This window comes from Algoriphagus iocasae (assembly GCF_014206875.1).
Taxonomy (GTDB): domain Bacteria; phylum Bacteroidota; class Bacteroidia; order Cytophagales; family Cyclobacteriaceae; genus Algoriphagus; species Algoriphagus iocasae.
In genome coordinates this window covers 145334-151406 of record NZ_JACIJO010000006.1, presented here as the reverse complement: position 1 = coordinate 151406, position 6073 = coordinate 145334, and the positions used below count along the sequence as shown (strand labels likewise).

The window sequence follows — 6073 nt, the reverse complement described above, 5'->3', positions numbered from 1 at the left end:
TCTCAATCCCGTACAGCTGTCGGGATGTGAGTCCAATAATTAGGAACTCAATTTTAGTATGGGGCTGGAGCACTTACTAAACTAACCGGAAACTGGGGCTCATATATATAAGAGACCCCTAATGGAAGCATGGCTTGCCCGCCTGAGGCGGCTAAATATTCCGATGATCGCAAGGTATGGACTGATACTGCAGAAGTAAAGAACAAGGCGAGTGGACCTGCCGACCGAAGGTGGGCAATCCACCCGCAGGGCAGCGCTTTGTCCATTCTTGACTTCTTCCAATCAGTCCAAAAAACAGGCAATCAACTCAAAAACAGCAAAAACAAAGAAAAAATGCTAGAAAATGAACTTTTGATTATTCATGGAAGCCATTGTTGTGTTTTCGTGCTTAATTTTTTTTTATAACCCAATATTTTTAGGTGGATACTTTTTAAATGTTGCAGCATGCGATTTCAATTGTGCACCTAGAGAAGCCAACCAAGCATTTCTTCTATGTCCCACAGGCATTTCCTCTTTAGGGTCGATATATAAATTAAACAACCAAGGTGCTAGACCTACATCCTGGATAGTTGCATAATCAATCCACATATGTGGTGCTTGAGGTATGATAATTTTCACATGTTCTTTATATTCTCGTACACGAACAGCCATAAGTTCACTTCCCCACCAAAAATAAACAGCTTCACGATTACTTTTACCTTCGTCATTAAACAGAAATCCTGATTGATCAATAAAATCATAGTATCTGTCTTTAGGTAATTTATCTTTTGAAACTCCAGCCAAGGTCAGGCTGGTTCCAAAAAGATCCATCAAATCGAATACATCATCACTTTGACGACCTGGACTAATCACCCCTTTCCAATAGGCAATCCCAGGTACTCGGACACCACCTTCAAATGTTGTGCCCTTCGCACCTCTAAACGGTGTATAACCTCCATCTGGCCACGCATCCATTTGCGGCCCATTATCCGAAGTAATGAAAACAAAGGTGTTTTCTAATACCCCTGCCTCTTCTAATACCTTGACAATACGTCCTATATGCATGTCTACCTCAACAATCGCATTTTTGTATTGATATTTAGAAGTACTTAATCCTGGATAATCTGGGTTGTCATGATTGTCTGCATGCACTTTCATAAAGCAGTGCTCTATAAAGAACGGTTTATCAGAATTGGCTAGTTCTTTTATTTTAGCAATGGTAAAATCTGTTAAATTATGGTCGGCACGCCCCATATCCTGTAAAGTCTTTATCTCTTCCAATGCTTCCGTTTTACCACCTTTAAAACCATGGGTTAAATGGTTAGCAGGCCTAATAGTTTCAAAAGCTTTCATGAGTTGTTCATTCAGTACTAAATCAGGAAAACGTCTAGAGTCAATACCTTGGGTAATTTCTTTTTGAGCTGGATAGTAGCCGTAATATTCATCAAAGCCCACATCATGTGGTCTCATACCTTCTGCTTCACCAATATGCCATTTGCCTGTAAGCAGGGTATAGTATCCATTATCACTCAATATTTTAGGAAGGCTCAATTCGTCTTCCCATGGATTTTTTGTGATGTTGTCTCCAGCTAAAATGGGTCTGGTCAATCCCGTCCTAATAGGTAACCTTCCCGTTAAAATAGCCGAACGCGTAGGTGTGCAGGTTTGCTGTGAGTAACAAGATGTAAGTTTTAGACCTTCAGCAGCTAGTTTATCGATGTTGGGGGTAGCCGCACCAACTGCAGCTCCACCACCATAACAACCAGGGTCACCATATCCCATATCATCTACAACTAGCCACACTATGTTGGGTTTTTTACCTGTTTTCTTTTCTATATCTTTAAGCTTATTTAATACACTTTGATCTTGTTCTGGATGTGGAATTGTAGGTTCAAAGTTTTCTAAAGTTTGTACTGCACGATTAAAGCTTTGAGCGTTGGACTTAATACATCCTGATACTAGAAATATTCCTAATAGGACTACACGAATAATTTCTTTTTTCATATTTTTTATTTTATGAATATAAATTTTTGCATGAAACACAACACTTGTAGTTACAGCACATCCATTACCTTATTGCGTCTATATCGCCATAGTCCACAGATCCTATGCGTGCTGATGTGACCAAATTAAGAAATTGGTCGATCTCATCAAGCCGGCTTTTAAAATAAAAAATCTAAGTACCTCAAAAAGAGGCTTAGTAATGCTGATCAACCCAGAACCTAAAACACATCAAAAAGAAAAAGCATCCAGTAAGGAATTCGATACTGAGGATGTGAAAATCTACTCCCTTAGTATTCCAACGCCAATGTTCGACAAGCTCAAACATGAGATAGGCAGAGAAACCAAGTTATCTATGATTAAAGCCATTTACCTTCATTTTCATTTGTTTCTTGATTCAAACGGAATCAAGCAGTTATTTGATATTGTAGATTGGTATGATTCCAATTGAAAAAAGCTTACTCAAGAGGGTCTTAGAACAAATCCTTAAATAAATTCAATTCAGAGCTATAAAGTCTTTTATATGAAGAGACTAAGTGAAAATACAATATGAAATGATTTAGAAATAATCAAAAGAATTGACCTGATACAGATCTTTTTTCGTAGTAATTAAAAAATCATAATTTGAATCACTTTATTGTTTGGGATATAGATTATTTATAAAGCATAAAAAAGTGCTTTTTATTAAATTCTAAATTTTAGTTTCTTTGTTATAAATTGAAATTAATTCCTCTCCAAAAGTACCTTTTTACTTTAACAACATCTTTTTTTGATTTTAAATAAAGAATCACTGATGCCCCAAAAACTTACGAAAGGAAAAAAAACAAAGGAAACAATACTGAACGAGGCTAGGCAAATTTTCAACGAGAATGGTATTTTTCTTACTTTAAATGAACTTTCAAAAATCATTGGGATTACAATAGGGGGGATTACTAATCATTTTCCTACCAAAGATCACCTGTTTGTCGGAATGGCAGAAGTATATGAATCTGACTTAGAATCAATTAATTCAAATCAAGATTATTTTACTGATTTAAGCTTTAGAAAAGTCTATCAGTATTTTGGAAACATTTTGGACACCCAATACAATCACAGATCTGTCATCTTGTTTTTTTCTGCTGCACATCAATCACAAAAAGTTTTATTAACTCAAGTCGCTTCTACATGGTCTAAAAGGCAGGAAAGAATAGAAAAGTTATTCTATCTATTTGTTAAGGAAGGGTTGTTGAGAGAAGAAATCCTCCAACCAAAGGAGTTTAGTGTTATTGGGTTTCAGTTTGTCAACTTGTTCACAACCTGGTTGGTTTCTTATACGCTCTACGATAATGAAAAGCCATATAGTGAAATGAAGAATGTATATTTAATTGGAATTTTTAGATTATTTGAACACTATTTGACTGAGAAAGGAAGAAGTCAGCTTGAAGCACTTAAACTCTTGTGAATAATCAAGACTCAAACAATCTGTTTTTCAATGGTGCCCAAAATCCCTTTTCCATAATTCCTTGTGATACCTGTCATTTTGAAATTTGAAACATTGATTTATGTTATTTTACTCATTGGAACAACTAAAATTTCTACCCTAGTGAATGATGGAGCTTCCGGAATCATAACAGTAAGCCGATCCCAAAACCCAGATTATCCTTGATTGCATAACCTGGATCTAGCCGTAGATTAAAGCCGCTTCTTTGATGTTCTATAAAGGTTCCGAAGAGCTGTCGGTCATTTTCCCCAGTTCTGGAATTGGCATATAGGCTTAAGCTACTAAACCATGTACCTTTAGTGAGTGGAACTCCATTTGAATAGTTTTTTCCTGGTTGACCAAAACAGACTCCAGCCTCCAAAACCAGGATTAATAAAGTCAAAATAAATAGAAAATTATTACCCGACTTCATCACAAATGATTTCTTTAATTGTCAAATAATTGACCAAACTTCCTACGATCCAAGCGGTTAAACCCATACAAATTGTTGCTATGATGGGAGATATTTCTATTGAACCCATCCACCGCTGCCACATAACACCAAATGTGACTGCGATCCCAAAAGCCATGAAAGTATGCTTCAAGGACAATAAGAAAATTTTAGGAAAATATTTTGGCTTGTTGGGAATTTTTGCACTCAGATAAGCTATTCCGCTCAAGATAAAAGCTAATGAAACAGCCAAAGGGACAGCCCCTGCCAAAAGTGTAGGCTCTGTGGAAGAGATCAGGTTATCACTTACTAGAACCTGGTCCATGTCTTTAAAAGAAAACCAATTGATAAAGCCATTTATGATCCCATTAAATGACCCAGCTATAAAAGCAGACTTTTTTAATTCTGAAAGAGAGGTTGATTTTGTCATTATGCTATGGATTATTTTTTAGAAAAACATAAATGTCGAAGCTTGAAATGTCATCCAATCGTATACATTCGAATCAAAACTTGACGAAATGGCATCTCCAGGACTTGACCAGGAAATCACAGAGAGGAACAGGTAATTTTTCCAGAAATAACGGTAGGTACCGGTCACTTCATGGCCATAATCTTTTGATTTTAAGTCAGCAATAGGAGCTAATGAGCCTAGATTACTGAATGAATCGGCTTTGAGAAAGAAATAATCCAAACTCAAATCCATGTTTTTGGCCAAGTATCCTTTCACCTCTATCCTGTGTGTGATGAGGTTTCCATCGCCTATGATTTTTTTGAAATTGATACCCTGAACCCAATTGCCCAATCCACCGGACTGTAATACGTCAAACCTTTCAAACCTGCCTGTGGCCGGATTATCTCCTTTCATAAAAGCATACCGGTAATAAAATATCGGGCTGAATTTCCATGAAGGTTTGGTCAATCCGACTCCCATATACCAGGCATTAGAAACCATGTTCGCAGTGGAATGTCGTTGGAACGCATATTCAGATTTCAAAAATATGCCTTTCCCTGCGATGTTACTGATCCACAATTTTGGATTGAGGGTCTGCAGACCTTCCATGGGAATTCTGCCATTAGGGGTCGTGTATGAAGATTTGGAAGAATTTATTGTGATATAATGAAAACCTAGATCCAGATTTTTGTTATCATTATAGGTCACCCCTCCCCCAAGAAACCTGGTATCGGATTGCCGGTCTTTGAATAATTCCTGTGGCTCAAGGTAGTAAGCCGAAAAATTGAATTTCTTCCAATTGGCTTTTCCCCAAACCGTCATCTGATAGGCAGTTCTGGAATTGAGGTATAGACTACCTCTTTCACCTGCATTCGCTGAACCTGAAAACCTTGAAAATAAAAATCCGTCATTCAACTGAAAAAACTGTCTGCCTGCAGATACATCGATGTTTAGATTATTGTTTTTGCCTAATTGCGGTAGTAATAGGCCTCCATAAAGCCTTTCAACAGTGACAAAGGCAGCAGCCCCCTCAGAATAAATATCAGTTGTGTTTCTTGCTGAAACCAAAAATGAAGCGGCACCATAGGTATAAAATCGAGAATTTTTGATTTGCGTTATGCCTCCGATACCCGGTTCAAGGAAAGTTTCTCCCCAAAATCTTCCTCCTCTGACAGCTGGATTGGTAGCTACCGGATTACCTTGAGTAAATTCAGGTCCTTTTGAAAAGAAAGCATTTTGGTCATGGTAAAAACCGATTGCTCCGTTGAGGATCAGGGTTAACTTGCTTCTTTCTGTTTCCAGAATCGTGGGGAAGGAGATTTCTTTTTTAGAAGATTGAGGCTGAAATGCTTCTCCCTCTTCATCAAATGAAGCCCTTACAACCAAAACTACAGGACCTGTAATTTCTGAAGTGTAAACTTTGTACCCGGCCTGTTTGATTTCTTTTTGCTCAAGAAAAACAGTCAATGCAAGATCAGCAGAAATTTGTCTGAAAACCCCACCAGGTCTGAGTTTGAAGGCATTGTAAAATGCCTCCATTTCCAAAGAATCGGCCAGGTATTCTTTTCCTTCTTTTTCCAAAAGAATAACTACAGATCGGATTGGAATCCCTTCCACGGTATTGGGTACAACTTCTACCCCAAATACCTTATTGATCTGCGACATGGCTGAGTAACTGATTCCTAGGCAGAGGAACAAAAAAGAAGAGATTATTACAAAATTCTTTTTCATG

At 37.5% G+C, this 6073-nt stretch carries 6 protein-coding genes; 2 read left to right on the top strand and 4 right to left on the bottom strand.

The genetic code is table 11. The annotated features are described in order from the left end of the window. Positions 1-399: 399 nt before the first annotated feature. Complete coding sequence (locus FHS59_RS22785; RefSeq protein WP_317168234.1) at positions 400-2022, bottom strand: arylsulfatase; 1623 nt, start codon at positions 2020-2022, stop codon at positions 400-402. Between the two features lie 160 nt (positions 2023-2182). Here FHS59_RS22785 and FHS59_RS22780 point away from each other — a divergent pair, with 160 nt between their 5' ends. Together FHS59_RS22780 and FHS59_RS22775 are read left to right on the top strand one after the other, a co-directional pair. Beyond that, positions 2183-2431: a hypothetical protein gene (locus FHS59_RS22780; RefSeq protein WP_184498642.1), complete on the top strand. Its 249-nt coding sequence runs from the start codon at positions 2183-2185 to the stop codon at positions 2429-2431. A gap of 342 nt (positions 2432-2773) precedes the next feature. Beyond that, positions 2774-3421 carry a TetR family transcriptional regulator gene (locus tag FHS59_RS22775; RefSeq protein ID WP_184498630.1) on the top strand — a complete coding sequence of 216 codons (648 nt, stop codon included), beginning with the start codon at positions 2774-2776 and terminating at the stop codon, positions 3419-3421. Between the two features lie 163 nt (positions 3422-3584). On the opposite strand, the gene FHS59_RS22770 is transcribed toward FHS59_RS22775, so the two are convergent. Genes FHS59_RS22770 through FHS59_RS22760 form a run of 3 tightly spaced genes read right to left on the bottom strand, consistent with a single transcriptional unit; the run spans position 3585 to position 6072 of the window. Next, on the bottom strand, positions 3585-3872 hold the full coding sequence (locus tag FHS59_RS22770) for a hypothetical protein (RefSeq protein WP_221444569.1): 288 nt from the start codon (positions 3870-3872) through the stop codon (positions 3585-3587). Beyond that, a complete protein-coding gene (locus tag FHS59_RS22765; protein WP_184498626.1) occupies positions 3859-4320 on the bottom strand; it encodes a hypothetical protein in 462 nt (153 codons plus the stop codon). Before FHS59_RS22765 ends, FHS59_RS22770 begins: the two co-directional genes overlap by 14 nt. An 18-nt stretch (positions 4321-4338) precedes the next feature. Further along, a complete protein-coding gene (locus FHS59_RS22760) occupies positions 4339-6072 on the bottom strand; it encodes an alginate export family protein (RefSeq protein WP_184498624.1) in 1734 nt (577 codons plus the stop codon). Between the last annotated feature and the right edge of the window lies 1 nt (position 6073).